Below are 26,700 nucleotides of genomic sequence, written 5' to 3'. Positions count from 1 at the left end.
TTTTGGCGCGTGATGTGGGCGAGGCGTTGTGTTCTGGACCTTGATTTACTTGATTAAAAGGATTATCATGATTTGTGTGGAGTTTGTTACCATCCTTGTCTGGGCGTAGAACCCTTTCTACGGTCCATCCATTATTTTCACCAAGGATAAAGCCTTGGCCTATCAATACAAAAACCCATTGAAATGGGTTGAATACATCGCATTTCGGAAATCGAACATCACAAATCGGATATCAATGCCCCTATCGAGAGAGTCCTTCTCGTGAAAGATAATTCCATCCTGTAAAGGCATAATTAATTATGTCTCACGGCTTGTTTATTATCCGCAGGTTACCAACCGAGGGTAATGGAAATGTAGCTTTGGCACATCCTGCGCCTAACCATATTTTTCTAAATCAAAAAAAATTGGTAATCCGTCAAATTCTGCCTTATATAACCAGGAAGGTATATACTCACTTTCAACAGTCGTATTCAGTCCCCTATCATAAGCAATTGAAGCCGCTGCCAATAAACGCCATGCAATCCATCCATTTTCATCCATCGGACGATCCCATTCTTGAGGTTCTTCCTCCCATGGTTCTTTTTCATAATAATAAAAAATCGAATAAAACTCTTTATGTAAGTTAATTGCCTCTTCTAATTCTTTATTGTACTGTGCTTCATCTTTTGAAAGTATTGCTCCAAATACCCGAAGTAAAGGAACATCAAGCCACAAACACATCTCTCTACGGATATAGTACATGTCCTCATCTTTATCCAAATTCTTAATGACCTCAAAAGCACGCCCTAAAGCTTCCATTGCATGACCATCATTCAAGTCAGGGTGTTGCATATGCCGTATAGCGCTATTCATTGCTAAATCCTCTACATAAGGTTCTGGATAAGCATTCTCATGTACAATTTTTGGAACTTCAAGTAGAGCCATTTGACCTTTTTTATCCCTAAAAATCATACATAAACACCATATTTTTTCCCAATAATCGGTACCCACATTATGCCTTGTAAGTCTTCCTTTTACTGATCCCTCACGATCTCCAATCGCCTGTTTTATCTCTTGATCAGGATTACTTGCCTTTTTAAAATGCAGTATTCCATATTGACGTGAATAATGGATTAAAGGAAAATATTCTTCCTGTAGTAAATTAGCGACTAAAGAAAAGGTGAAGTTTTTAAGTTGTTCTTCTCCTAAATAACTTATATTATACCTGTCAATATTACTATAAAATTCACTAATTGAGGGTATGCATTTAAAATTATCATCACTTTTTTCACCAGGTTTAGGTGTCCATATCTCTATGAACTCCTCCCGAATTTTATGTCTATTAATCATCTGTTTTTTTATTCTTAAATTATTTCAATATCAAATGCTTGTACTTCGATTGGCTTTAATTTCCCATCAGTTGAGAAAGACTGTTTAACATGCCAATAAGCCCTATCGCGAGAGTCTCTCGCGTCATTGCCAAATCCCACCCTGTAAAGATATAATCCATTATGTCTCACGCTACCGTTTACTGTCCACAGATCATTATTTCACCAAGGATAAAGCCTTGGCCTATCAACACAAAAACCCATTGAAATGGGTTGAATACATCGCATATCGGAAATCGAACATCACAAATCGGATATCAATGCCCCTATCGAGAGAGTCCCTCTCGTGAAAGATAATTCCATCCTGTAAAGGCATAATTCAGTATGTCTGACGGCGCGTTTATTCTCCGCAGGTTACCAACCGAGGGTAATGGAAATGTAGCTTTGGCACATCCTGCGCCTAACCATATTTTTCTAAATCAAAAAAAGTTGGTAATCCATTAAATTCTCCCTTATATAACCAGGAAGGTATATACTCACTTTCAACAGTGGTATTCAGACCCCTATCATAAGCAATTGAAGCCGCTGCCAATAAACGCCAAGCAATCCATCCGTTCCTATCTATTGGGCGATCCCATTCTTGAGGTTCTTCCTCCCATGGCTCCTTTTCATAATAATAAAATATTGAATAAAACTCTTTATGTAAGTTTATTGCGTCTTCTAATTCTTTATTGTACTGTGCTTCATCTTTTGAAAGTATTGCTCCAAATACACGAAGTAAGGGAACATAAAGCCATAAACACATCTCTCGACGGATATAGTACATATTCACATTTTTGTCCAAATTTTTAATAACCTCAAAAGCACGTCCTAAAGCTTCCATGGCATGACCATCATTCAAGTCAGGGTGTTGCATATGCCGTATAGCGCTATTCATTGCTAAATCCTCTACATAAGGTTCTGGATAAGCATTCTCATGTACAATTTTTGGAACTTCAAGTAGAGCCATTTGACCTTTTTTATCCCTAAAAATCATACATAAACACCATATTTTTTCCCAATATTCAGTCCCAACATCATCCCTCATAATTCTTCCTGTTGCTGATACCTCACGATCTCCAATCAACTGTTTTACTTCTTGATCAGGATTACTTGCCTTTTTAAAATGAAACACCCCATATTGACGAGCATAATGGATTAATGGAAAGTATCTTTCCTGTTGTAAATCAGCAACTAAAGAGAAGGTGAAGTTTTTAAGTTGACGCCACCCCAAAAAACTCACATTATAAGTTCCTATTTTATTATAACTATTAGAAATAGAAGTTATACATTTAAAATTACCTTCACTTTCTGGATCAAGCTTAGGTATCCGCATTTCTATGAATCCCTCACGAATCTTATGTCTCTTAATCATCTGTTTTTATTCTTAAATTCTTTCAATATCAAATGCTTGTACTTCGATTGGCTTTAACTTACCATCAGTAGTGAAAGACTGTTTAACATGCCAATACGCCCTATCGAGAGAGTCTCTCGCGTCATTGCCAAATCCCACCCTGTAAAGGCATAATTCATTATGTCTCACGCTTCGGTTTACTCTCCAAAGATTATTTTTTCACCAAGGATAAAGCCTTGGCCTATCAACACAAAAACCCATTGAAATGGGTTGAATACATCGCATATCGGAAATCGAACATCACAAATCGGATATCAATGCCCCTATCGAGAGAGTCCCTCTCGTGAAAGATAATTCCATCCTGTAAAGGCATAATTCATTATGTCTGACGGCGCGTTTATTCTCCGCAGGTTACCAACCGAGGGTAATGGAAATGTTCCTTTGACACATCCTGCGTCTAACCTTAAAATAAGGATATATAAAATTATCATTTTCACATGGAAAGCCAATGAATCATCATTATTATTGAGAAATTTCAAAAGGGAAAGAACAACATCATCACAGGGGTATTCATTGGTGAGAACAACAGGAAATGTCGTACAAAGGGCTCTACGACCTGAAGAAAGGATATATAAAAAATCAAGGTAATCATGATCTAAAAATATCGGGCTGAATCGTAGAAAAGGTTCTACGACCGGATGAGATCGAATTAAGGCTATCACAAGAGGGAATCTTGCGATAGCATGGGATAGAATGGGGATGCTAAGACGTTAAGAATAACGTCTCTACAAGATAGGATGGAGGGAATAGGATCAGGAGGGCTTTACTCCTCGAGGTGCTTCTGCCCGTAGGCCACCAATTTGGAAAGGGTCTGCTCGAACTGCTTGACTTCAGCCACCCCTACTGCGGATTCATAGTCTGCACGAATCTCCTGCACCGCCATATATAAATCGTAGCGGAACACCTTGCCTTTTTCTGTAAACTTGATCATCTGCGCCCTGCGGTCTGTCGGGTGGTCTTCGGTGTACAGGTAACCTTGCTCCTTCAGCGACTGCACCACCTTGTTCATGCCCTGTTTACTGATTTGCGCCAGCTTGGCCATTTCATTACTGATCGACCCCGTGGGCTGAATATTGGCCAGCAACACCAAATGCCCGACCTTAAAATTAGCATAGCCTCGGGCTTCCATCTTTGCCAAAACTACCGCTTCCATTTGTCTTCTGAAGATGGAATGTAACCTCGGAATACTGTTCTTCTGCTGATCAGTAATAAACACCATCCATTCATCCATTGTCTTTTCCATGCCCTTCACTTAATTAGACTTCTGATACACTTTTTTTGCCGAAATTACATTTTAAAATTGAAGCTGAAAGCCCTAACGAAAGATTTTTCATGAAGCAACCTCCACTTCATCTGCCCTGAATTGGTCTGAATTGGTCTGAAATTCACCCCTGATTTATCCTTGAAAGCCATTTCCACAGGAAGCTTCCGGAGTCGATGAATGCTTGTATATGGACCACAAGCCTCCTTATGCAATTGGGCCAGCCATTGATTGAGCTTTTGGGAGATTTTACTGCCGATACCCTGCCCCCGAAAGTTGGGCAAAATAAACATCTGCCGGAATTCCACCGAACGCTGATCAAACAACTTGAAACCGCCAGCCCCCACTACCTGCCCACCCACATAGGCGAGCACGATATGATCAACCTGATCGAGGCGATTGTATCGTTGGTGAAAAGAAGGTAATTTCCCGACATCGGCAGACAGCTCCCGATCAAGCAAGCGAACTAAAAACAAAAAATCATGATGAAATGCATCTGTCCTGAGTAGGCTAATCATAGCAGATCGTGTTCAATGTGTTCCACCTGCAATTGCCGATTTTCGCGTTTGGCATTTTTGTCCTTTTCAATCCCAATCAGCAGGCCAATCAAAAGGCCTATCGGCAGCCCCAAAATAATGTTACCAGGGATATGATTGATAATCGCAATGATCAGCCCGATCGGCAAACCAATCACAGAAACCCCATAAAGGAGCCACTTTTGCTGAAAATAATTTTTGGGGACCAGTTCAAAATCGCGCTCCAGTTCGGTCAGCAACTCTTCATAAAGCTGATTGATATGCGCCGCCAACAGCCGATCGTTCTCCTGAAAGTTATTAATGCCCGCAATTTGCCGATTGACTTCCGTAACAAAGGCGTAAGAAAGTTGCTTGTCTCCAATTTCGTAAAGCAAAGCCTCTATTCTTCGATAAGCTTTTTTAAGCCTCCGGCCAGCTGTGCGCCGTTTATTGATCTGATTGAAGTCCATAATTTATTCAGGTAAAAAATTCCGATGCTACAAAATAGCACGAAAAAGTCATTTTTGAAAAAAGTCTCGAAGATCCTTACCTTTTAACTTTGCTTAAAATCAAACAAAATATTACATTTTTACTGATCAAGCGATTGAGAACAATCCAACCTATTTTACCTAAAGCCCCTCACTTCCTGCATCAAAAAAAGCACCTGCTAACCCACTCATAATCAAGCCTGAAATATTCAATCATCGAATTAATGTGATTTTTTTAGCCTTTTTCTGAAACAATACCTCCCGTCGAGCGTTAATTGAAACTGTAAACAAACAACCCACAACACAAAAGATTTCGCTTTTCACAATCAAACTAAAGCGCAAACTAATACCAAAATTACCTCGGCCCCGATTAACCCATCGGGGCTTTTTTTATGCATTTTATTCAAATCTTTCCTAATAAAGACTGCATTCATTACATCTTAACCTATCCTTCAAGCGGAGAACCTCCCGGTATACGACACGAGTAAGTGGTATCCCCGCCTTTTCATTGCCTGTTCAGCGCAATCAAACGAAACGGGAGGCAATGATCAATGCCAATCCTGAAATGAAGAAGGCAAACATGAGGAATATGTACAAATTCACCCCTTTAGGTGCCCCTTTAAATTCTTTCCAAATGAATACCCCCCATGCGGCGGCGACCATGGTTGCGCCTTGACCTAAGCCATAAGAAATGGCAAATCCTGCCTTTTCGGAGGCGATCATGCTAAGCCCCATTCCGATGGCCCAAATTACTCCCCCAAGAATTCCAATAAGGTGTATTCTCGAGCTACCAAGACTGAAATACTCGCTATACCGACTTTTCTCCCCGTCGATGGGTTTATACATGAACCAACTGTTCCATAAAAAATTAGAAACAAATACGCCTATTGAAAAAATAAAAACCGCACTGTACGGAGTAAATAAGCCTGCTGTCGGATTTACAAAGTCATTTGAAACTGAGGCCGCTACGAAGCGAAAGAAAAAGCCCATTAAAACACCGCCAAAAACAGACAACAAAAGGCCTTTTTTCATTGATCCTGCTTTTTGATTTGGCAACTTCCCGTAAGCGACCGCATCAAGAATAATGGCCACCGTAACCATTGCCACCCCTGTAAATAAAACGGTTGCATTCCCAACAGGGGCCGCCATATAATTTATTATTACTCCTAATACCAAAGCGATACCAATACCTACGGGGAACGCAACCGCCATCCCAGCTAACGATATGGCGGCAACAATCAATAAATTCGCTAAATTAAAAACCACCCCACCGATGAAGGCAGATACAAAGGAACTTAAATCTCCTTGCTGGAGATCTGATAGAAAGCTCCTGCCCACTTCCCCATAACTACCGAAGGTCATTCCCGACAAAAACGTCAATATCAAGATTCCCAAAGCGTAATCCCAATAGAATAATGGAAAGGGCCACGACTTGGAAACTAACTTTTGGGTGTTTGCCCAAGAACCCCAACAGAACATGGTAATTACACACAATAAAACAGAAATCAGATAACTCGAAGGTACTATCATATTTAAAAAATTATCCATCAACCATTACAGCATAAGCGACCTTCTTATCAGGGCGCTCCTATTTGAAATGTGATGTTTGTATAAACTAATGATTTGCTCCCAAATTAGCCAATGTTCCGAATACAGCTATATTGATTCACAAAATTGGAGTGATTTTTCAATGAATAGAGGAAATGTAGTGCTCATACCATAGTTAAGCGGTAGATTTTTTTTGTACCTCACGGTACTGACATTGCATGCAACGTCCCTACGACAGTAGAAAATATGTAGTTAATCGCCTGTTTCAATATTTTTGAGGACTACACCAAGCCCCAAAAAAATAAAGGCAGGCCCGTATATAACAGACCTGCCTTGTTCAACCTAAACATCAACTTATTATTTCACCAACTTACGGGTGGTTTTATCACTTTTTACTTTTTTGACAGTCACCGTTTCATTTTCTTGATCGTGCTGCTTGATCATCATTTGGTTTTGTGCCTGAGCACGTCCCACTTTATCAGACTTGCTGTTTGCCGTAAATTCAGCCACTTCGCTTTTGTTCATCTTTTCGATGCGCGCTTTGGCTACTGCATTTTTATTGCTTTTCACTTCCTGTGCCTGAGCTCCAAATCCTAAGCCCAATGCTACGGCTAAAACTGCTAACTTTTTCATCTTTCTGTTAAGTTTAAATGTCCTTTCACTTATAACAGTGTAGAAATAGCTCAAAATCCGCAGGTGAATTTCACTGCAAAAACCCCACACAAAAGCCTAAGCATCAACATGAAGCGAAAATATTTCAGATGGTAAATAATTCGTCTTTAGCCGCTATTTTTATCAGCAGACAATGACAAAAAAACAGGCATTGCTGGTTTTCAAGTTAAAAGTCAAACCGGTATTTTTTACACTTTTTTTCAAATCGAATAGGGGTAAATGAAATCTTCAACATCCAAACAATACATAAGTAAGAATAACCCTACAAGATCATGAAGAAAATTTCAATGCTGTTACTGTGCTGTATGCTTGCAACCCTTTCTTGGGCACAGACGATCAGCGGACAGGTGATCAATGCGAATACAAAAGCGCCGATTCCTTTTGCAACCGTAAAAATTATGGATCAGGCAAAGGGAACGATTACCAATGACAAAGGACAATTTGAGATCAATGGATTGGAAATTGGCCGATACGATGTGGAAGCGAGTTTTGTGGGCTATCAGCCGCAGCGGATTGCGAATGTGTTGGTGGCCTCGGGTAAATCGCAGGTGCTTACTTTCAGCATGCACGAAAGCCTGAAACAGTTGGATGGGGTAACCGTTCGTGCCACTTATGAAAATAACCGCCCCATGAATCAGATGGCGGGACTCAGTGGTGAAACCTTGAAGATTGAGTCGGCAAAATTAATGGCGGGTAGCATCGGTGATCCGGCACGTTTGGCCTCCACCTTTGCGGGGGTAACGACAGGCAATTTGCAGGACAATGGTTTGGTGATTCGTGGTAACTCACCGAAGGGCATGTTGTGGCGAGTGGAAGGCGTGGAAGTTTTCAACCCGAATCATTTGGCAGGTGGCAATGTTGCAGGCGGTGGTTTCGTTAATATCTTCGGCAGTAATATGCTGGCAAATGCGGACTTTCTGACAGGCGCATTTCCTGCCGATTATGGTAATGCCTCTTCGGGCGTAATGGACTTGCACCTGCGGGAAGGAAATGCCCAAAAGCGGGAGTACTTTGCACAGATCGGTGTGCTGGGCATTGAAACAGGTGCGGAAGGCTATTTCAAAAAAGATGGCGGAAGCACTTATAATATTGGAGCGCGTGTTTCTTCTTTGGGCACGATTGGCCGAATGTCGGGAAGTGAAGCGCCCGATTACCATGATGTTTCTTTTAATATGAAATTCCCAACGGCTAAAGCGGGCACGTTCAAGCTTTGGGGGATTGGTGGACAGAGTTCCAATTTCAAACCTAAATATGAATATCAGGAACAATGGGAAGAAGGCGTTTTGACCAAATACAAATACCCAAAATACGAGAATGATTGGTTTGAAAAAGACATGCATTGGGCGGTTGGCGCAACGGGTGTCAGTCATGAGATCAGCTTTAAAAACCGTGGGCATTTAAAGACAGATTTGGTGGCGACAGGTAATTTTTATTCCTACAAAACAAAATGGTACGATGAGGTGGAAGATCAATTCTATGACCATAACAATAATGAACTGAACGAATGGAAATACACCTTGCAAACCAATTATGCACAGCCGATCGGTCAGAAGGTAAAATTACAGACGGGCTTTACATTGGATCAGCTCGGTACTGATTTCAGAGTCGCTCAGCCAAAAGAAAAGAAAGCCGTGGTGGATACGTTGGCGAATTTCAAGGAGCAAACCACTTTTGCGCAAGCCTATCTGAATGGAACTTTTCAGCCCACGAATTATCTGAGCATTAATGCAGGGGTTCACTTGTCGCATTTTGGTCTGACAAATGAAACCACTATCGAGCCACGGATGAATACCGTCCTTGATTTGGGACATGGGCATTCGGTGGGTTTTGCTTATGGCCGACACAGCCAAAGGGAGCAATTGTCGATTTATTATACGCCCGATAGCTTGGGCAACCGTTTGAACGAACAGCTGAAAATGCAACAGGGCGACCATTATGTGCTGAATTATTCTTGGGCATTGAGCGACTATTTCAGTGTGAAGATCGCAGGCTTCTATCAGCATTTTTTCCATGTGCCTGTTGAGGCGGGAACGTCTTATTCGTTGGCGAATTTCAACAAGGAATGGTTGGTGGATCGTCCGTTGGTGAATACAGGAACGGTAACCAATAAAGGCATCGAGCTGACGATCAACCGCAGTTTTCACAAGGGTTGGTATTGGATGACGACCGCTACCCTATTCGATGCCCGATACACGGACGGCAACGGCACTGAACGCAACTCCAAATTCAACAATCAATATGTGGTCAATATGCTGGCGGGAAAAGAGTTCATCCTGAAAGGTCACAAAAAACAGAGGGTACTTGGACTGAACATCAAGGGGAATTTTATGGGTGGTGGCTACCACTCTCCGCTGTTGTATCAGGAGGCTATCGAAGCCAAACACCCTGTTTATGACCAAACGCGCGCCTTCAGTGTCAAGAGCCCTGACAATATCTTTGTGGATGCTTCTATTTATATCAAAACCAACCACAAACACTACACGAGCAGTTGGACGCTTGATTTCAAAAATGCAACCCTTTCCACAACCTACAATGGCTATAAATACAATATGGTGACGGGGCAAATGGATCGTTATGATCAATTCTTCATTCTGCCGTCTTTGGCTTATCGCATCGAATTTTAAATCCAAAAAAATGAAAAATATATTTCTATCCTTGTTGGTCGTTCTTGGCTTGTCGGCTTGTACCGAGACTTTTGATATTAAACCCGAGGGTGCCATGGAAAGTAAAACGGTTCCGTTGGAAAATATCGATTTGAACCGACTGATGCTCAATCATCACATTCACCTGAAAATAGCAACAGGAGAACAGCCCAACCTCAGATTAACCGCAGACAAAAATATCCTGCCCTACGTGTTGGTGCATGAGTTGGAAAATACGCTCGATATTCGATTGGCGCAAAGTGCCAATGTTTCGGAAGCTTATGAAGTTCAGGCGACTTTGGTGCTGCCCAAGCCGCTGCGATATGCACAGGCTTATGATTATTCTTCCATTGAAATCCTCAGCCCTTTTAATGCCGATTCGCTTGAAGTGTTATTGAGGAAACATGCTAATTTATCCGCAGAAGTCCATTCGAAATTCCTGAAAGCAACATTGGATGATTACTCAAAAATAAAGTTAGCTGGACATTTAAATGATCTGTCGCTTGATTTACAAAGCGGAGCGAAGGCAGACACTACTCAACTCAATATCAATTAATAAAAAAAGGTCAGCAAATCGCTGACCTTTTCTGTTTACAATCATCAGATGATTAATAATCAGATTGATTTTTCATCTTATCCGATTGATCCTTCATTTGATCGTGACCTTTATGCATCTCATCTTTCATATGGTCATGCCCCTTGTGCATCTCATCATTCATTTGATCATGCGCATCATCCATATGATCCTGAGCATTTTTCCTGTTTTCGCCATCGGGACACCCAAGTCAAAAATTGAATAATTCCGCTAATTTTACCTGCTCTGGTTGCAACAAAAGTACTTTGTTTATTTTGCTGCCATCTGACAGTGGAACTTGAATTTCATAAATGCTTCGAGCAATTTTGATTGCCTGTTCAGGACTTAGCCCTGCCTCTTTAATATTGAGCTGTCTCTCCAACTCTTTATGTACCTTATATGCAACAAAGGAAATGCAGATATGACTCTCAATTCTTTTTTGAATCCGATGGAATATAGGTCTAATTTTTAAGTCTGTCTTCGAGATACGAAAAGCTTTTTCAATTTTCCATAGTTCTCCATAATTGGCAATGATTTCATCAGAATTACCCTCTACGTTCGTTAAATAGCCTTTTAGGCCATCCCATTTACCATCTTCCTTGAACTTCTCTTCATCTAACTGCACCTTTACCTCGCCATCAAGTTTTAAATATTTGTTATAGCCTCTGTTATTGATATTGGACTTTGTAAGCTTACCTGATGCAATATTCTTCTTGAGTTTATCAAGCCCTTTTTGTCTGTTTTTACCATCCTTTTTGGCTCTTTTGTCAGAATATGTAATAATCAGCCTTAATCCATCAGGTTGAGCTATTTCAGCAGACTCTCCATTACCCAAAGTCAAGTTTAATATTTGGTCTTTGACTTCTTTGTTCATGTTCTTAATTCTTGCTCCGAGAATAAATCCATAGCCTTTATTAAGTAGTTCTTTTACATTTTTATTAGACATGAGCCCTGAATCAGCAACAACTACCAACTTGGTAATATTATATTTGTTGCAGAACTCATCCACGATAGGCAACATGGTATGCCCTTCAAACTTATTACCTTCAAATATTTCGTAAGCAAGTGGATAGCCTCCTCTACTAACCAATAAGCCCAGTACAATTTGCGGATTTTGATGTTTCCCCTCTTTTGAAAAGCCTGTTTTTCTTAAATCATCTTGATGATCTGTTTCAAAATAAAGAGTGGTTACATCATAAAATGCAATATTCACCTCGCCTTCTAAAACTTGTTTTGAGTGTTCGAAGCTAAGATGTTGTAATATCTCTTTATACTCAGAATGAACTTTATCCATTAGCCTGTAAACAGTATTGACAGACACATTCATTCCATGATTTAACGACCAATGCTCTGTCGTCGCAAGCTTGCTTACAGGGTATTCGATGCGAGAAAATACCAATCTTCGAAATAAGAGATCACCGACAAGATTAAAGCCTATTTCGTCATAAATGGAATTTAGCAGAAGATCAATGCCAACTGATTTGACTTGATCTATTTTGTCAAGGACCTGTTGAGTTTCGGTTCTTTGATTATCGAAATTAATGACAACCTGACCAGTCTGACCATGAATCCATCGATTTGCTTCATTTTTAAGTGCTAAAATCTCGTTTGGGTCAGCCGATGAGCCAAAAGTCTTAACAACTTTGTACTTTTTTGAGGATTTATAGATGACTTGGACACTGATGCTACCACTTTTATTGAGTTTTTCACGCACAAACATGCCTTAAATTAGGCAAAATTTAGAAACGGGACACCCACTTTTGACCTATTTTTATTGTAATCGATTGATTTTTAGGATGTAGCGAAAATCAGCCAAAAAAGGTGGCGAAGACAGGAGATGATTAATAATCAGATTGATTTTTCATCTTATCCGATTGATCCTTCATTTGATCGTGACCTTTATGCATCTCATCTTTCATATGGTCATGCCCCTTGTGCATCTCATCATTCATTTGATCATGCGCATCATCCATATGATCCTGAGCATTTTTCATTTCATTCTCCATATCTTCATCTGTGGCTTCAGGATCCATCCCTTCCATGCCTTCATCTGCATCGTGAACGATCGTATCACTGACCATCAGTACCATAGCCTGTTCCTGAATCTGATCAACTTTAACTGATTCATCTGCTTGTTTAGGCGTAAAAGCGAAGACAAAAGCAACCATTACTGCCGCTAATGCCATCATCCATAATTTTGTCGTTTTCATAGTGTTTAGTTTTAGGTATTCAATTTGTATTGTGCTCCAAAATATTGGGCAATCAGCTTGAACCTTAAAGCAATGGTGAGCATTTATTCAAATCACCACAAGGCAAGCCATTACCGCATCATCGGAAGTGTGTTAATCATCAGTGGGGTCCAACACTTTTATTCATGGTTCATGTCATTCCCCTGCTTGTTCCATGGGCTATGTCCCTGATCACCACGATCGTGATCCTTGTTTTCCATATGGCCCTGTCCATCACAATCCATTTTTACCTGTCCTTCGTGTTGCTCTTCTGGCCATTTTTGCAAGTGGTCCTGCCAGTCCTGAGCGGCATCATCTTTATTTTCTCTTACATCCCCCATCCACTCATGGCTTTCACAATGAGCATAGTACTTGCAATCTTCTTCCTTCTCTTTAGGAGTAAATGCAACAGCAAACGCAACAGCAACAACTGCCAAGGCCGACTTCCAAATACTTGACTTTTTCATAAGGTTATTCTTTTGGTAAATAGTTAGTTTCGATAAAATTACCAAAGTAATTCTACCTTCACACTAACAGGAGCTTACCCATTTTGTTCCTTTAAAATTAAATATTAGATAAGTAAAATAATTAATATTAATAATATTTAAACTTAATATTTTTACATAAAAATAGTTAATACCACCTAAAAAATTAGCTACACTAAACTTCATCTTGATATTATTAAAAATAAAAAGTTAAGATTTTTGCTGATTTCAGCACTTCGCTCCTACTTCGTTTAAAATATAACAATTTCCCCCAAATATTTTACTCAACAAATAAAATCAGCCCATTATTGTCTATTAAGTATATTTTATATAAATTTGAATCTAAATTTAATCTAAACTCAACAACACCTATGAAAAAGAATTTATTTGTAATCGCAGCTTTATTTTTAGCATTTTCATTCACCTCATGTAGTAAAGATGAAGTGGAAGAAGAAATTAACTGTTCTGCAAAAATAGCTGAACTCACAAAATTAGCGGAAGACGAAGACAACCTTAACTGTGAGAGCATGGGAGAGATTCTCAACCTGGTTGAAGAACTTAAGGGATGTCAGGAGTTCGAGGATGCAATTACTGAGGAAGGTTTCACTTATGAGACTTACCACTCAACGATTAAGGCGACCAAAGAGCTTATTTGTTCTTTAGAAGATCTTGCAAATTAAGTCGTACCTAAAACTGCGAAGTCGGGTGATTGGAATTGATTTTGAATTATTTTGCAACAACAGTAATGCTATTTGCTAAAAATAATCCTTCAGCACTTCTGCGATACTCCAGATTTTTGAAGCGGATTTTAAGTTTTAAACACGCGCATAAATTGAAGCGGCAAATATCATATTTGCCGCTTTTTTTTGGTACCCTAAATGTATAAATCTCAGGCGGATACACGAATCCTCCCGTCAGGAGACCATAAACATCCTTTTGAAAAATGCCTCTGAGGCTTCATAATGATGTTTTTTTAATTAAATTGAAGTGTTTTTTAATCTAATTTCAACCTTATGAGAAAAACATTTTTACTTTTCGCTTTTGCGTTCACTGCTTTGAGCTTCAGTGCTTGCAGTGTTGATGAAATCAAGGAAGACGTTAATTGCGTTTCCAAATTTGCACAATTCATTGCTATTGCGCCAAAGAGTGTAGAAGATCTGATCGACCTGAACTGTGATGAACTTACGAAACTCGTTACTTTAACCGAGGAGTTGAATGATTGTGATGACCTTAACAAGTTTCTTGCTACGCAGGACATCAGTTATGACGACTATAAAAAGGAGATCAACGGTGCCAAACAGGTCGTTTGCCTGATAGAGGCGATACCGTAAAAAATGCATAAAAAAAACAGCAGACCACAATGGCCTGCTGTTCTTATTTTAAGACTTTTGGTCTTTATTTCTTATGCTTCCAAAGCAGCCATACCTGGCAATACTTTACCTTCCATCATTTCCAACATAGCGCCACCGCCAGTTGAGATGTAAGATACTTGGTCACCGAAACCTAAAGAGTTTACAGCAGCAGCTGAGTCGCCACCACCAATCAATGAGAATCCACCGTTTACAGTAGTAGCCGCAACAGCTTTAGCTACTGCGATTGTTCCTTCAGCAAAGTTTTCGAATTCAAATACACCCATTGGACCATTCCAAAGAACAGTTTTAGAGTCTTTGATTACTTGAGAGAACTCAGCAGCAGCTTTTGGTCCGATATCCAATCCCATGTGTCCTTCAGGAATATCCATGTTATCTACTTCGATACAAACGCCGTCGTTAGAGAAACCTGTGTTCGCCAATGAATCTACTGGCAACAACAACTGAACACCTTTAGATTTTGCTTTTTCGATCAATTCCAAAGCCAACTCTAATTTATCCTCTTCACACAAAGAAGAACCGATGTTTCCACCCATTGCTTTGAAGAAAGTATAAGCCATACCACCACCAACGATGATGTTATCACATACTTCGATCATTTTCTCGATGATCAAGATTTTATCAGAAACCTTAGCACCACCCATGATTGCAGTTACAGGCTTTTGACCTTCTTCCAAGATTTTTCTTGAAGCTTCGATCTCACGGCCCATTGTGTAACCAGCAACTTTATCCGCCATGAATTTACCGATCACAGCAGTAGATGCGTGTGCACGGTGAGCAGTACCGAAAGCATCCATTACCCATACATCACCACGTGAAGCCAATTTCTTAGCGAAATCTTCATCACCTTTCTTCTCCTCTTTGTAGAAACGCAAGTTGTCAAGCAACATTACCTCACCTGCTTTCAAGTCAGCAGCCATGGCATCAGCTTCTTCTCCGATAGGGTCACCACCGAATTTAACCTCAAGACCTAACTTCTCAGACAAGTCAGCAACGATGTGCTTCAATGAGAATTTATCCTCGAATCCGTCTTTTGGACGACCCATGTGGGACATCAAGATCGCAGAACCGCCATCTTTAACGATTTTTTGTACTGTTGGAACCACAGAATTAATACGAGTGTAATCACGTACAGTCATATCTTCGTTCAATGGAACGTTCAAGTCAACACGAACAACGGCTTTTTTGCCAGCGAAATTGAAATTGTCTACTGTTTTCATAGTGTTATTTTCTGTTTGAAGCACTCCAATGAGCACTCCGTATTATGTTTCTATTTTATTAATAGCTATCCTTTAGCCGCCGATCTTCTCAGGCGGTCATTGATACCACGGCCAAGGCCTGTATCAGGGACTTGAGTCGTAATAATCAAATCGAGCTTTCTGCTATCGAGATAACGCAGCCCAGTGAATAAACGTGTGGCAGCCTCCTTAAGATCTCCCTTTACGGAAAGAATAAATTGATCTTCAGCAGCCACATCCTCCAAGCCGTAATCAAATCCTAAAATCCCCACTTTTTTTCCAGCATAGGCCTTCATCATCTCTTCAAGCTTCTCCCCTAATATCACTGGGCAAGAAGGCGAATAATGACTTTTCAGCATTCCTGGTGCGGAAGGATTTGAAGAGCTGTGCGCCTTAACCTGCACAGATCCTATCACGTCTTCGATTTGTTCAACTGACAATCCCCCAAGTCGGTAAATTGTCGGCATATTGTTTTCGAACCCAATAATAGTGGATTCAATCCCCACTTCACTATGACCTCCGTCAATGATGTAACTTAATTTTTCACCAAGTTGATCATCTACGTGCTGGGCAGTGGTTGGCGAGATGTAGCCAAATGGGTTGGCGGAAGGCGCAGCCAAGGGAAATTCAAGGCTTGCCAGCAACTTCAGGGTTTGTGGATGATTGGGAATACGCACCCCTACCCTTGGCAATCCACTAACGGTAAGCTCGGGAACATTGCTTTGGCGCTCCAGCAACAATGTCATCGGCCCTGGCCAAAATGCCTCAGCCAATGCATAAGCCTGCGCAGGAATATTTTGTGTAAAGCGCTCCACCTTGTCCATGGTGTCGGTATGACAAATCAGGGGATCGAAAGAAGGGCGATCTTTGGCTTCAAAGATTTTCGCCGCCGCCTGTGCATTCAAGCCGTTGGCGGCCAAACCATACACTGTTTCTGTCGGGATCGCTACCAGCTCCCCGGATTCCAACAAGCGCTTTGCTTGCGCTAAGTCCTGTCCTATTTCTGCCATTTTCTCGTTTAGTTTACTGCGCAAAGGTATAATAAAAATCCATTTTAACGCCAAAAGCCCTCCTGCAAAATAATCACTGAATATCTTTCAGGCTACTGATCCGTTGATACAGCAATGAAGAATTTTACTTCAGAACAAGGTTAAGCGCATGATGTATATCATTTTTTCAAATAGGACACTCATCAAGATTAAAATCAGATGAAAAAAAGTTATCTAAAAGTCCAAAAATGATTTATATTATCACTATATTAATAAGAAGACAATATTCAGTTAAAGCGATTTAATGAATTTTTGTTTACATTTGGATTAACAATTCCCCCTCATTGTTCAACACTCAATTTTTTTACTTATGAAATCAATTTTAAGTTTTGCCGTATTTTTACTTTTCATGTATCTCGGAACCCGGGATGGTGCAAGTGTCGCAAAGGAAAGTAGCTCCATTCAAAATGTAAACACAACCATCTGCAAGGCTGCGGATAACCCAACCGTTAAAGTTGAAAAGGTCGTGTTAAAAGAAAAAACAGAGAAAGACGCCAAGGCCTGCCTCCATAAAATAGACTAATTCGGTATTTGGGCATCTTCAAAGGTGTCCAAATCCTCCATATACACATCCATTACCCCATCAGCAGCACGGGAATACATTTTTGTAAACTTCTTCCCATATTCAAAATTCTCTTCTGTAAAGGAGATACGCTGCTGTACTACCTGCCCGTACACATCATCAAAGCCTTTCATAATTCCTAACAACTCAAAAGGCCGTTGCCAGTCCTGTGCCGAAAAATGATAGAAGGGACTGTCTTCATCAATTTCATGGACGATCGTCCAGTTATAAGGAAAAAACATAATTTCACTTCTTTCGAGTTTCAATTCCGCAAACACACTTTGATAAGTCCCCTGCGGTGTTTTCTTTTCAAACCTTGAAGCGATTCGAATTGAAACCTCCGACATGGCATGCCGACGGTTATTCACTACTCTAAACATCAGTGCTTTTGAATTATTCTTATATGGCGAAAGCAGCACTTTTTTAGAAATACGGAAACTCGCCTGCGGTCTGGAAAAGCGTGCAAAAAACAGTGCGGTAGTGATGGCGACAAAAAGAATCCCGACCAGGGAATCCAGGGTTGCAAAGATATTCGCCAAATGTCCCACTGGCGCAATTCCCCCATAACCCACTGTGGAGAAAGTCTGGAAGCTGAAGTAAAGAAAATAATAATACTGCTCGGCAGGCACCAAGGTATGGATGCCCGAAAAGTGCTCCACGCCAATGGTGTAAAAAATGGTGGCAAACATCAAGTTGATCCCCACCAGCATACTGGTACAGAAAACAAAAAATTTCAGCCAGGAAACCGACACCAGGTTTTGGTAGTGATTCAGTTCACGATCCCCATGATATCTCACATTGAATTCGCCATCCTGCCGCACCACGCGCCCAGTCTGTTTGGACTCCAGCGACAGTCCCAGATCTTTTTCTAATTTATTCCTTTTTAAAGCCATGAGTGATTAAGCATAAAAAAAGGGGATCCCTCCCCTTTTAAATCCATTCGTATTTTTTTCCGAGATAAGTTCTGACCGACGGCTTAACTATGAGCGTGTTTAAAAAACCTAATCATCTACTTCAGGTTTTGAGTTTTTAATACGCGCTAAAGCAATGGTCATCGACATGTGGAAATCGCTTTTCAGCAATCCACCTCACCATATCAGGGACTTAATATTTTCTGTTTAAAACTTCTGATAGAATGACCGCCTGTTTCAGCCCGCCTTTACTTCTAAGGAGTTTTTTTGTGGGTGAGGAAGGTCGGCTTGGCTTCTTTTTCTTGATCACAAAAACCTCCTCTGCTGTTTCTTCACCAATTTGACGATCACTTATCGACTGAAACCTTTCATAAGGATTTTCATCCTCGGCAGGCAATGCGGTAATCGGAGGTGTTTCTACTGGCAATTCGTCGATATCCTCTTCCCAAATGGAGGCTTCCTTATTTTCATAAAAATCGTCCTCATCATCAAAAAGATTATCCTTATCCTCAAAAGAATTTTGTGGCTTCACCTCAGCGGGTTTGCCCATCATTTCATTGAGCAATTTTTGAAATTCATCCTCCTGTTGTGCCGTTGAGCCCGATTCTTCTTCATAAAGCTGATCCGACGCTTGCGGCTTTTTTTTACCGAGTACCTTATAAATAAACCATAAAATACCGCCTATAATATATATCCAGGTGCCAAACTCATCCATAACCCATAAATTCAATTGAAATAACCTTTATACAGCAATTAAGTCAATTTGCCATCAGAATGCCAATATTTTAGTTAATAAATATAAGGATTTACAGTACGCCATCTTGCGCCTAAGCCGCCTTAAATGCTGCCCTACAGCTATAAAGGGTAAGAAACCATTTTATCTTTGACAAACCGCCACTGACCATCCGTTGTTTTCAGCTTATACTGAACCTGCGTCATGGTCCCATTTGCTTTGCCATCCTGATATTGTTGATAGCGATGTATGAGGGTATTTTCGACCAAAGCGTATTCATCATGACCATGAAAATTCGGATAAGCATCCGCAAAGTTTTCAGGGCGAGGAATTCCGATAGTCTCAACTTGTGCATCAGGGGTTATCAAAAAGCCCTTCACAGCCTGCTTCTCTCCCATACTGTAAACCATGATCGCCAGTGAACCATCCCCCGATAAGTTTTCCGATTCCATATTGTAAACCGTCCCCTCCACTGGAAATTGCAGTGTTTCGTTGCGCTTCTCGCCATATAGGGCGACAGACAGTTTTTGTCCCTCCTGTGCCATTTCAATTCCTGTACCTGCATTGAAAAAATTGCGGACAAATTGCCGAGCATCAAGGGTGGCAGCATCAAGGGATTTCACCTGTTCATAAGTTCCCGCAAGGCTTCCCCCGCCAGAACACACATACTGAAGTATACCAGCATCATCATCGGAGGCTGGCAGCACCTGAAGTTGTTGCCCACTGAATTTCAACAAGGCAGATTTGTCGTCAATGCGCACCCGCACCACATCGGGGCTTTCAATTTGCCCAAGACGGTCAAGCGTGCAGGTCGGCTTTTTTTTGTCTGCCCTGCTGCGGACTTTCACTTCAACCTGTCGTTCATTCACCTTCGAGATGGTAATGGCCAACCAGTCGGCACCGGATTTCCGCTGTTCGTAAGCATCCTTCAGCACAAAATCACCATAATGTGCCGGGTCAAGCTTCGACACCAACGCCTGCTGTTGCTGGGGCTGTTCCTTCTTATTTTGCTGATGTTGTTCCGTTGGGTTGCAAGAGATTAACGCAAACCCAAGGGCCAGCATGAGTGGGGTATTCTTCATGATCAGGAAAGATTTCTTAATTAAATTCCAATGTACCACAAAAGGCCCGATTTTCTACAGGATAAAAATGCTGATGCTTTCGATTTTCATAAAAAAAAACCTTCAATCCGAAGACCAAAGGTTTCAACAAATTTATTCGTACGTATATTCTTAAACAGACACGTTGTTTTCTCTTAAGGCTGCGTTCAAAGAGGTCTTTTTGTTGGTAGACGCTTTACGCTGCCCGATGATCAATGCACAAGGTACCTGAAACTCTCCCGCAGGGAATTTCTTCGGCAATGTTCCTGGAATTACGACTGAGCGAGGAGGCACATACCCACGGTACTCTACAGGCTCATCACCCGTAACGTCAATAATTTTTGTAGATCCTGTAAGGGTAACATTGGCACCCAAAACAGCTTCTTTTCCAATGCGGACACCCTCCACCAAAATACAACGAGAACCGATAAAACAATCGTCCTCGATAATTACCGGAGAAGCCTGTAATGGCTCCAAAACACCACCGACACCAACACCGCCAGAAAGGTGTACATTTTCACCCACCTGAGCGCATGATCCTACGGTTGCCCAAGTATCCACCATCGTACCCGAACCTACCCGCGCACCGATGTTCACATATGAAGGCATCATCACTACACCTGGCGACAAATAAGCACCGTAACGTGCCACCGCATGCGGTACCACACGAACACCCAAATCGGCATAATTGGTTTTCAGCTTCATTTTATCATGAAACTCCATTGGACCCGCCTCAAGCGTTTCCATTTTACGCAAAGGGAAATAAAGCACTACTGCTTTTTTCACCCACTCATTCACTTGCCAATCGTCGCCTACAGGCTCCGCAGTACGCAAAGTTCCTTTATCCAACATCTCCACAACCGTTTCAATTGCTTCGACCGTTTGAGGATCCTGCAACAAAGAGCGGTCATCCCAGGCTTTATCTATAATTGACTTTAATTCTTCCATGGCTTAATTATCGTGTTAGGTTATTTTAGACAGACAAAACTAATAATATCCATAATGGATAAAAATTACCTTTCCCTCATTTGGGTCAAAGAAACAAAAACCGACTGAATTTTTAAAAATATAACAGAAGATGTTATTTAAATACAGTGTTTTGTTTGATTTCAAACGCCGAATACTTAAATTATTAACTATGGCGTACTCCAAACCGCTACAAGACTTTTTAAGGTACCTTTTGGGCAGTAAACACTTGTTTGTTTCATAACACGATGTTACAAATCAATACGAAACATAACATTTCATAACTATTGCATTAAAAACCCTTAAGTTTACCTCCACAAACAGAAAACAACAGGATATTACCCCCAACATCAAATGAATGCATTATTGAAAATCAGCCCAGTATTCGTACTGGCCTCCCTGATGATTATGGGCCTCGACGTACTGCTGGCAGCGCCTATCGCGACCCTTTACGCCTCCATCATCGCTTATTTTACCGAAAAAATCTCCTTTAATAATATACTGAAAGCCGCCGTAGACAACGTGAAGGAGATGCAGATGGTCTTCTTCATCCTGATGGCTGCTTATGCCATGGCGGAAGCCTTTATGGCCACGGGCGTGGGTGCATCGATTATCAATATTGCCCTGAACATGGGGATTACGGCGCAAAGTATTGCCGTTATTGGTCTGTTGGTTACTGCCATTCTTTCCATTGCGACAGGGTCAAGCTGGGGAACATTTGCCGCCTGTGCACCCGTATTTTTATGGCTGAATCACATTCTCGGCGGACACGTCGCCCTGACCATCGGTGCTATTGCCGGCGGGGCTTGTTTTGGTGACAATATCGGACTGATTTCCGACACTACCATTGTCAGTTCCGGCATTCAGAAGGTGGAAGTTATGGACAGAATCCGACATCAAGGCGTATGGTCAGCATCGGTACTGGTCCTCGGAGCATTGACCTTTGGACTGGTGGGCTATTTTATGGATCTGCCTTCCACCACCGCAAACGCCGTCTCGGCCATCAATGCTATTCCGGAATCTGCCTGGACCGCCCTGGCATCGGAAAGAGCTTCCGCAGTCGCCTTGCTGGAACAGGTAAAAACTGGAATGCCGTGGTACATGACCATCCCGCTGATATTGGTACTGGTTGCGGCAGTCAAAGGCTTGCCAACCATCGGCTGCCTGTTTATCGGTATCCTGAGTGCTTTTGGTTTTGGGCTCCTTCAGGGAACGGTCGTTTCGCCGGAAGCTTTCGGGAAACTGGTTTTTGAAGGATTCTCCAATGCCGGCTCGTGGGTTATTGTAATGATGATGTGGGTGGCCGCATTCGGGGGGATCATGCGTAAAATCAATGCTTTTGAGCCCATCTCCAAACTGGTGGTTTATTTGGTCAGAAATGTGCGTCAGTTGCTGTTTTGCAATGGGGTGTTATCCATTCTTGGGAATGCTGCTTTATCTGATGAAATGGCACAGATTGTAACTGTCGGGCCGATGATAAAAAACCTGGTAGATGAAAACGTCGAAGGCGAAGAAGCGGACCTTTACAAATTACGCCTCCGTAATGCCACCTTTTCTGATGCCCTCGGGGTATTTGGTTCACAACTGATTCCTTGGCATGTTTATATCGGCTTCTATGTCGGGATTGCCTCGGCGGTTTACCCAAAGGAATTTTATAATTTCGACCCAATGGACATCATTCAGTACAACTTCATGGCCATGATTGCTGTGGTGACAATCCTGACCTTGACCATTACCGGCTGGGACCGCTTCGTGCCCCTTTTTGGTTTGCCGAGTGAGCCAACAGTGCAATTAAAAAAACAACCACAATCAAATATACCTCAGCAGGAACCTGCCCAGGAAACTGCTTAAACAAAGCCCTCGAAAGGTGATGCCAACCGCATCGCCTTTTTTTATTGACCTGATTTTTCCTGAAAACAAAAAACAGATGGCAAAATGATCCCCAGCAAGCCTGGAGCTCATTTCTACCCTATCCATCTCATTTCCTTTTGATAAGCCCCTGCCTGTGCCTAAACGGCATAAAATAGCACAAAAATAATAGGGCTGACCTTTTTATTTGTGGGGACTAATGTATAATATACACCAAATCATTATTTGAACTATGAGCGAATTAAAGCAACATTTACAAGCCCATTTCGGCTTTGATACTTTTAGAGGTGGACAGGAAAAGGTTATTCAGACTTTGGTAGACAGCGAATCTGCTGGGGCAATCTTCCCGACAGGCTCTGGTAAATCACTGTGTTATCAGTTACCGGCGGTTTTGTTGCCGCACCTGACGGTGGTCGTTTCTCCCTTACTTGCTTTGATTCAGGATCAGTTAAAGTTCTTAAACAAAAACAATATTCCGGCCTGCCGTATCGATTCCACCCTCAAACCCAAAGAGGCAAAAAAAATTCAGGAAGACTTACGTGCCGGAAAATACAAGGTATTATTCATTGCCGTGGAACGCTTTAAGAATGAGCGCTTCCGACAGTTTCTCCATGAATTGCAGCTTTCATTGCTTGTAATTGATGAGGCCCACTGTATTTCGGAATGGGGGCACAATTTCCGCCCTGATTATATGAAAATTCCGCAGTACATGAAAGACTTCGGATTTCCGCAGGTGCTGCTCCTTACCGCCACTGCCCCTCCACGGGTTTATGAAGATATGGCGGCAAAGTTCAATATTCCGCTCGACAATTTTTCAATTACCGGTTTTCATCGCCCCAACCTGATCTTGAAGGTGGAGCCACATGAAGAGGAAGAACGACAGGCGAAACTGATTGAATACCTCAAAGACCATGATCAGGATTCGGCGGTTGTTTATGTTACTTTGCAAAAAGATACCGAACGACTTTCTTATTATCTGAAGGAAGCGGGCATCAATTCTACTGCCTTTCACGGCGGGATGCTCAACGATCAGCGAAAAGATATTCAGCAGAAATTCATGACCGGTGAAATCACCGTAATAGTGGCTACCATCGCCTTTGGTATGGGGATTGACAAATCTGACATTCGCCATGTCATTCACTATCACCTACCCAAATCGATTGAAAACTATTCACAGGAAATTGGTCGTGCCGGCCGTGATGGCAAAGACGCCCAGTGTATTATGATGGCTGATGCCACCCAGTTGCCCGTGCTTGAAAACTTCGTTTACGGCGACACCCCAGACAAAGAATCTGTGGCAAGGGTATTGAGGTCCATTAAAAGAGCGGAAAATAACCTTTGGGAGCCCCAGGTTTATGATCTCTCCTTCAATGCCAATTTCAAACAAACGCCCCTGCGCACCTTTTTGGTATATCTTGAAAATGAAGGTCTGCTGACCCCTTCTCACTCCTACTATGCCGAATACAAAGCCAATCCGGTGATTCTGATGGAGCGGATCACACGCCCAATGGATGCCGAGAAAAAAGCCCTGACGGAAGCCATCTTCAAATACAGCCCTAAAGCCAGAATGTGGTACACCATTGATTTTGAAAAGATCAAGCAGAATTTCCCTGCCGGCGATCGCTTTAAAATTATTGAAATTCTGGAAGAGCTTGAAGAGCAAAATGTAATGAAGCTGGAGGCCAAAAAACTCAAAGAGGCCTACAACTTGCACATTCCTGAAGGGGTGGACATTGAAGATTTCACTGACAAATACGATCAGATGTTCCAGGAACGTGAAGCGACGGAAATTCAGCGCCTGCGTGACCTGATGGCTTTCTTTCAGGGAGAAGGTTGCCTGAGCAAAAAGCTTTCCGCCTATTTCGGGGAGGAAACTGACTGGGATGAGTGCGGTAAATGTTCTTACTGTGAAACAAAAAAGGCGGCTGATTTCCCTGCATTAGCGGAAATTACGCCAATTGATGAGGCATTCAATTTTGAGGAGGTCTACAACAAATCACTCAAAACCCTCGACGAAAAACACATTACCCCAAGATACCTCGCCACTTTCCTGGCCGGTATGGCCATGCCAAAATTCTCCCGTATGCGGAAGAAAAAAGACGGTGGTTTTGGCGTACTTGCCGATTACCCTTTTGCTGAAGTAATTGCCTGGGTAGGCAGTGGGTTGGAGAATCGAGCGTCATAAATATTATATTTTATAGCATATTAATCGCCTTGGTAATAAACCAAGGCGATTTTTTTTGACCATCACTTAGCAACCACAAAAGGGAAACACTTCTTGCACAGCCCGCCACGCCAAAATTGGTTGTCATATTTTTTTGGCCACTACCCCCCCTAACCAAACAGGCTTCTCCACGATCGCTCAGCTTCAAGCGCAAAACAATCATTCGCCCCCCTGCTACACCTTAGATTCTGATCCGCAATTTAAAGCTTAAAATATCCTACAGCGTAACAGAAATAAAAATCGCACATAATCCCCTGACTACCTGCTGAGTGAGTAAAATCCAATTCGATTCCCCAAACAAGCAGCGCTCCCACTGATAACATTACTGTTCGAGGAAATCAATAAACCTCTATCAATTCCCTACTCCCCAAAATCAGGCCCCACGAGCTATTACTATATTTATTCATTCGTTTGAATTTTAGCGGATACCACCTATGCTTACCTGAATAACTGTCATATTATCAAAAAGTCAATTAATGCACTTAGTGTATCATAAAGTGATATTTAATCTCTTTTTTACTTGATTATTACTGTTTTTTATTAATTTAGCGATTAATTACAACCTTTTTTAAATCAACCTATAATGAGATTTTACAAAAACAACCTATTCTTAGGACTGGCTCTTTTCCTATCGCTTTTTATCTCTAATGCCATTGCGCAAGAGACAACCACAGAAGAAAGCACTGCGCCAGCTATTCAAGAAGAATCTATTTTCGACAAAGGAGACCTTCGTGTAGGCTTTAAAGTGGGCTTGGCGGTACCATCTTACCGTTTCAATGGCGCACAGGACGGCTACACTACTGAAGAAATGTTGAGTGGTACAGCAGGTCTAGTTTTTGAGCAGTTCTACAATAAATACTATTCTTACAAAGTAGAATTATTGTACGCTTACAGAGGACAGGTTCAGTCGATGGATATAGCCGGTCTTAAAGTAAAAGAAGAGTTTATCCAACATGCAGCCGAATTGCACATCATGCCTGTCGTTTTTAAATTAGGCACAAAAGGTATTAGTCCATTCATCGGTTTCGGTGGATACGGGGCTTTGTTGGTGGATAACACTTACAAGTTAAATGGCATAAAAGCCGATGATCTTGGTCCTGAAGTTACAGTTCCTGAATTCAAGAAAATGGATTTTGGCCTTTCTTTCAGTGGTGGTTTTTACATCAACAAGTGTCCAATTGATATCCGTTACCAAATGGGCTTGTCGAACTTATTTAACGGTCTTGAAGACAGTAACAATATGAAACATCAGAGTATTGTAGTATCAGTGACACTTTAATCAGGAAGTGATAAGAATAGAAAGGCTCAACATTTAGTTGAGCCTTTTTTTATTTTGAGCATTTCATCCCCCCTACTCAATCGGCACCAAACATTGCACCGCCTTTAACCGACAATCCTGTAAAGGCATAATTCATTATGTCTCACCCCTCGGTTTTATTGTAATATTATTTTCCACGGGTTGCACCCGAGGCTATTGAAAATGCACCCTCGGCACACTCCTATCG

At 41.6% G+C, this 26,700-nt stretch carries 24 protein-coding genes; 8 read left to right on the top strand and 16 right to left on the bottom strand.

All coding sequences use genetic code 11. The features are described 5' to 3' along the window. Positions 1-375: 375 nt before the first annotated feature. The 7 genes from AABK40_RS05610 to AABK40_RS05580 all read right to left on the bottom strand — a co-directional run bounded on the left by AABK40_RS05610 (position 376) and on the right by AABK40_RS05580 (position 7,205). Positions 376-1,329, bottom strand: a complete 954-nt coding sequence (locus AABK40_RS05610; protein ID WP_338397871.1) for an immunity 49 family protein — start codon at positions 1,327-1,329, stop codon at positions 376-378. A 438-nt stretch (positions 1,330-1,767) separates the two neighbouring features. Continuing rightward, on the bottom strand, positions 1,768-2,721 hold the full coding sequence (locus tag AABK40_RS05605; RefSeq protein WP_338397870.1) for an immunity 49 family protein: 954 nt from the start codon (positions 2,719-2,721) through the stop codon (positions 1,768-1,770). A gap of 802 nt (positions 2,722-3,523) precedes the next feature. Next, positions 3,524-4,003 carry a MarR family winged helix-turn-helix transcriptional regulator gene (locus AABK40_RS05600; RefSeq protein WP_338397869.1) on the bottom strand — a complete coding sequence of 160 codons (480 nt, stop codon included), beginning with the start codon at positions 4,001-4,003 and terminating at the stop codon, positions 3,524-3,526. A gap of 44 nt (positions 4,004-4,047) precedes the next feature. Next, complete coding sequence (locus tag AABK40_RS05595) at positions 4,048-4,539, bottom strand: GNAT family N-acetyltransferase (protein WP_338397868.1); 492 nt, start codon at positions 4,537-4,539, stop codon at positions 4,048-4,050. Further along, entirely contained in the window at positions 4,536-5,006 is a 471-nt protein-coding gene (locus AABK40_RS05590) for a hypothetical protein (RefSeq protein ID WP_332920440.1), read from the bottom strand. The genes AABK40_RS05595 and AABK40_RS05590 overlap by 4 nt, the downstream gene beginning before the upstream one ends. Before the next feature lie 543 nt (positions 5,007-5,549). Next, a complete protein-coding gene (locus tag AABK40_RS05585) occupies positions 5,550-6,554 on the bottom strand; it encodes a multidrug DMT transporter permease (protein WP_332920439.1) in 1,005 nt (334 codons plus the stop codon). A 375-nt stretch (positions 6,555-6,929) separates the two neighbouring features. Further along, a complete protein-coding gene (locus AABK40_RS05580) occupies positions 6,930-7,205 on the bottom strand; it encodes a hypothetical protein (protein ID WP_338397867.1) in 276 nt (91 codons plus the stop codon). A 311-nt stretch (positions 7,206-7,516) separates the two neighbouring features. On the opposite strand from AABK40_RS05580, the gene AABK40_RS05575 reads away from it, so the two are divergent. Both AABK40_RS05575 and AABK40_RS05570 read left to right on the top strand, forming a co-directional pair. Beyond that, positions 7,517-9,868, top strand: coding sequence for a TonB-dependent receptor (locus AABK40_RS05575; protein ID WP_338397866.1), 2,352 nt, complete (start codon positions 7,517-7,519; stop codon positions 9,866-9,868). Positions 9,869-9,878: 10 nt separating this feature from the next. Continuing rightward, positions 9,879-10,442: a GIN domain-containing protein gene (locus AABK40_RS05570; RefSeq protein ID WP_338397865.1), complete on the top strand. Its 564-nt coding sequence runs from the start codon at positions 9,879-9,881 to the stop codon at positions 10,440-10,442. 229 nt (positions 10,443-10,671) lie between these two features. On the opposite strand, the gene AABK40_RS05565 is transcribed toward AABK40_RS05570, so the two are convergent. From AABK40_RS05565 to AABK40_RS05555, 3 genes are all read right to left on the bottom strand, one after another. Continuing rightward, complete coding sequence (locus tag AABK40_RS05565) at positions 10,672-12,180, bottom strand: IS1634 family transposase (protein WP_338397304.1); 1,509 nt, start codon at positions 12,178-12,180, stop codon at positions 10,672-10,674. A gap of 121 nt (positions 12,181-12,301) precedes the next feature. Continuing rightward, positions 12,302-12,670 carry a hypothetical protein gene (locus AABK40_RS05560; protein WP_332920435.1) on the bottom strand — a complete coding sequence of 123 codons (369 nt, stop codon included), beginning with the start codon at positions 12,668-12,670 and terminating at the stop codon, positions 12,302-12,304. Between the two features lie 158 nt (positions 12,671-12,828). Then, on the bottom strand, positions 12,829-13,155 hold the full coding sequence (locus AABK40_RS05555) for a hypothetical protein (RefSeq protein WP_332920434.1): 327 nt from the start codon (positions 13,153-13,155) through the stop codon (positions 12,829-12,831). Positions 13,156-13,544: 389 nt separating this feature from the next. On the opposite strand from AABK40_RS05555, the gene AABK40_RS05550 reads away from it, so the two are divergent. Both AABK40_RS05550 and AABK40_RS05545 read left to right on the top strand, forming a co-directional pair. Beyond that, a complete protein-coding gene (locus AABK40_RS05550) occupies positions 13,545-13,853 on the top strand; it encodes a hypothetical protein (RefSeq protein WP_332920433.1) in 309 nt (102 codons plus the stop codon). A 333-nt stretch (positions 13,854-14,186) separates the two neighbouring features. Further along, complete coding sequence (locus AABK40_RS05545; protein WP_332920432.1) at positions 14,187-14,504, top strand: hypothetical protein; 318 nt, start codon at positions 14,187-14,189, stop codon at positions 14,502-14,504. A gap of 71 nt (positions 14,505-14,575) precedes the next feature. Here the strand turns inward: AABK40_RS05545 and AABK40_RS05540 are convergent, their stop codons facing one another. After that, positions 14,576-15,763, bottom strand: a complete 1,188-nt coding sequence (locus AABK40_RS05540; RefSeq protein ID WP_332920431.1) for a phosphoglycerate kinase — start codon at positions 15,761-15,763, stop codon at positions 14,576-14,578. A 65-nt stretch (positions 15,764-15,828) separates the two neighbouring features. Next, positions 15,829-16,791: an L-threonylcarbamoyladenylate synthase gene (locus AABK40_RS05535; protein WP_338397864.1), complete on the bottom strand. Its 963-nt coding sequence runs from the start codon at positions 16,789-16,791 to the stop codon at positions 15,829-15,831. 349 nt (positions 16,792-17,140) lie between these two features. Here AABK40_RS05535 and AABK40_RS05530 point away from each other — a divergent pair, with 349 nt between their 5' ends. Further along, a complete protein-coding gene (locus tag AABK40_RS05530) occupies positions 17,141-17,353 on the top strand; it encodes a hypothetical protein (RefSeq protein WP_338397863.1) in 213 nt (70 codons plus the stop codon). Here the strand turns inward: AABK40_RS05530 and AABK40_RS05525 are convergent. The 4 genes from AABK40_RS05525 to AABK40_RS05510 form a co-directional block, all read right to left on the bottom strand. Beyond that, positions 17,350-18,285: an ion channel gene (locus AABK40_RS05525; protein WP_338397862.1), complete on the bottom strand. Its 936-nt coding sequence runs from the start codon at positions 18,283-18,285 to the stop codon at positions 17,350-17,352. The genes AABK40_RS05530 and AABK40_RS05525 overlap by 4 nt on opposite strands. Positions 18,286-18,496: 211 nt before the next feature. Next, entirely contained in the window at positions 18,497-19,033 is a 537-nt protein-coding gene (locus AABK40_RS05520) for a hypothetical protein (RefSeq protein WP_338397861.1), read from the bottom strand. A gap of 125 nt (positions 19,034-19,158) precedes the next feature. Then, positions 19,159-20,118 (bottom strand): hypothetical protein, encoded by a 960-nt coding sequence (locus AABK40_RS05515; RefSeq protein ID WP_338397860.1) that lies wholly within the window; start codon positions 20,116-20,118, stop codon positions 19,159-19,161. Positions 20,119-20,268: 150 nt separating this feature from the next. Continuing rightward, positions 20,269-21,084, bottom strand: a complete 816-nt coding sequence (locus tag AABK40_RS05510) for a 2,3,4,5-tetrahydropyridine-2,6-dicarboxylate N-succinyltransferase (protein WP_332920425.1) — start codon at positions 21,082-21,084, stop codon at positions 20,269-20,271. 372 nt (positions 21,085-21,456) lie between these two features. On the opposite strand from AABK40_RS05510, the gene AABK40_RS05505 reads away from it, so the two are divergent. The 3 genes from AABK40_RS05505 to AABK40_RS05495 all read left to right on the top strand — a co-directional run bounded on the left by AABK40_RS05505 (position 21,457) and on the right by AABK40_RS05495 (position 26,474). Beyond that, a complete protein-coding gene (locus AABK40_RS05505) occupies positions 21,457-22,953 on the top strand; it encodes a Na+/H+ antiporter NhaC family protein (protein WP_338397859.1) in 1,497 nt (498 codons plus the stop codon). 250 nt (positions 22,954-23,203) lie between these two features. Next, on the top strand, positions 23,204-25,156 hold the full coding sequence (locus AABK40_RS05500) for a RecQ family ATP-dependent DNA helicase (protein WP_338397858.1): 1,953 nt from the start codon (positions 23,204-23,206) through the stop codon (positions 25,154-25,156). A gap of 622 nt (positions 25,157-25,778) precedes the next feature. Continuing rightward, a complete protein-coding gene (locus AABK40_RS05495) occupies positions 25,779-26,474 on the top strand; it encodes an outer membrane beta-barrel protein (protein ID WP_338397857.1) in 696 nt (231 codons plus the stop codon). The last annotated feature ends 226 nt before the right edge of the window (positions 26,475-26,700 follow it).

Source organism: Persicobacter psychrovividus, assembly GCF_036492425.1.
GTDB classification, from domain to species: Bacteria; Bacteroidota; Bacteroidia; order Cytophagales; family Cyclobacteriaceae; genus Persicobacter; species Persicobacter psychrovividus.
This window is presented reverse-complemented; position numbering and strand designations above follow the sequence as displayed.

Coding starts and splice junctions, on each gene's coding strand:
- AABK40_RS05605 (WP_338397870.1), bottom strand. CDS start 2,721: ATGATTAAGAGACATAAGATTCGTGAGGGATTCATAGAAATGCGGATA.
- AABK40_RS05580 (WP_338397867.1), bottom strand. CDS start 7,205: ATGAAAAAGTTAGCAGTTTTAGCCGTAGCATTGGGCTTAGGATTTGGA.
- AABK40_RS05560 (WP_332920435.1), bottom strand. CDS start 12,670: ATGAAAACGACAAAATTATGGATGATGGCATTAGCGGCAGTAATGGTT.
- AABK40_RS05600 (WP_338397869.1), bottom strand. CDS start 4,003: ATGGAAAAGACAATGGATGAATGGATGGTGTTTATTACTGATCAGCAG.
- AABK40_RS05595 (WP_338397868.1), bottom strand. CDS start 4,539: ATGATTAGCCTACTCAGGACAGATGCATTTCATCATGATTTTTTGTTT.
- AABK40_RS05555 (WP_332920434.1), bottom strand. CDS start 13,155: ATGAAAAAGTCAAGTATTTGGAAGTCGGCCTTGGCAGTTGTTGCTGTT.
- AABK40_RS05590 (WP_332920440.1), bottom strand. CDS start 5,006: ATGGACTTCAATCAGATCAATAAACGGCGCACAGCTGGCCGGAGGCTT.
- AABK40_RS05500 (WP_338397858.1), top strand. CDS start 23,204: ATGAGCGAATTAAAGCAACATTTACAAGCCCATTTCGGCTTTGATACT.
- AABK40_RS05495 (WP_338397857.1), top strand. CDS start 25,779: ATGAGATTTTACAAAAACAACCTATTCTTAGGACTGGCTCTTTTCCTA.
- AABK40_RS05510 (WP_332920425.1), bottom strand. CDS start 21,084: ATGGAAGAATTAAAGTCAATTATAGATAAAGCCTGGGATGACCGCTCT.
- AABK40_RS05535 (WP_338397864.1), bottom strand. CDS start 16,791: ATGGCAGAAATAGGACAGGACTTAGCGCAAGCAAAGCGCTTGTTGGAA.
- AABK40_RS05570 (WP_338397865.1), top strand. CDS start 9,879: ATGAAAAATATATTTCTATCCTTGTTGGTCGTTCTTGGCTTGTCGGCT.
- AABK40_RS05540 (WP_332920431.1), bottom strand. CDS start 15,763: ATGAAAACAGTAGACAATTTCAATTTCGCTGGCAAAAAAGCCGTTGTT.
- AABK40_RS05585 (WP_332920439.1), bottom strand. CDS start 6,554: ATGATAGTACCTTCGAGTTATCTGATTTCTGTTTTATTGTGTGTAATT.
- AABK40_RS05525 (WP_338397862.1), bottom strand. CDS start 18,285: ATGGCTTTAAAAAGGAATAAATTAGAAAAAGATCTGGGACTGTCGCTG.
- AABK40_RS05530 (WP_338397863.1), top strand. CDS start 17,141: ATGAAATCAATTTTAAGTTTTGCCGTATTTTTACTTTTCATGTATCTC.
- AABK40_RS05550 (WP_332920433.1), top strand. CDS start 13,545: ATGAAAAAGAATTTATTTGTAATCGCAGCTTTATTTTTAGCATTTTCA.
- AABK40_RS05545 (WP_332920432.1), top strand. CDS start 14,187: ATGAGAAAAACATTTTTACTTTTCGCTTTTGCGTTCACTGCTTTGAGC.
- AABK40_RS05515 (WP_338397860.1), bottom strand. CDS start 20,118: ATGAAGAATACCCCACTCATGCTGGCCCTTGGGTTTGCGTTAATCTCT.
- AABK40_RS05575 (WP_338397866.1), top strand. CDS start 7,517: ATGAAGAAAATTTCAATGCTGTTACTGTGCTGTATGCTTGCAACCCTT.
- AABK40_RS05565 (WP_338397304.1), bottom strand. CDS start 12,180: ATGTTTGTGCGTGAAAAACTCAATAAAAGTGGTAGCATCAGTGTCCAA.
- AABK40_RS05505 (WP_338397859.1), top strand. CDS start 21,457: ATGAATGCATTATTGAAAATCAGCCCAGTATTCGTACTGGCCTCCCTG.
- AABK40_RS05610 (WP_338397871.1), bottom strand. CDS start 1,329: ATGATTAATAGACATAAAATTCGGGAGGAGTTCATAGAGATATGGACA.